Annotated in this window: 1 protein-coding gene; it reads right to left on the reverse strand. The window is 74.0% G+C overall.

Annotation, left to right across the window (positions count from 1 at the left end; translation table 11 throughout):
- The coding region (locus ACFHWE_RS23810) for an AMP-binding enzyme (RefSeq protein ID WP_416604115.1) at nucleotides 1-277 on the reverse strand (277 nt) is incomplete at both ends.

The raw sequence follows: 277 nt of genomic DNA on the forward strand, positions 1-277 counted from the left end.
TTGGCCGTCAACGGCAACCGCTCCAGCACCACCACCGCCGACGGCACCATGTGCTCCGGCAGCACCCGCGCGGCCTCGGAGACGACGACCCTGCGATCCAGCTCCACGCCGTCCTCGGCCACCGCGTAGGCGACCAGTCGGCGCTCCCCGGTCGTGGAGCCGTGCGCGACCACCGCGGCCTGGGCGATCCCCGGCAGGGCGGCGAGGGCGTTCTCCACCTCCCCGGGTTCGATCCTGAAGCCGCGGACCTTGACCTGGGCGTCGACGCGGCCGACCA

The sequence above is a fragment of the Nocardiopsis sp. LOL_012 genome, assembly GCF_048060475.1.
Taxonomy (GTDB): Bacteria; Actinomycetota; Actinomycetes; order Streptosporangiales; family Streptosporangiaceae; genus Nocardiopsis.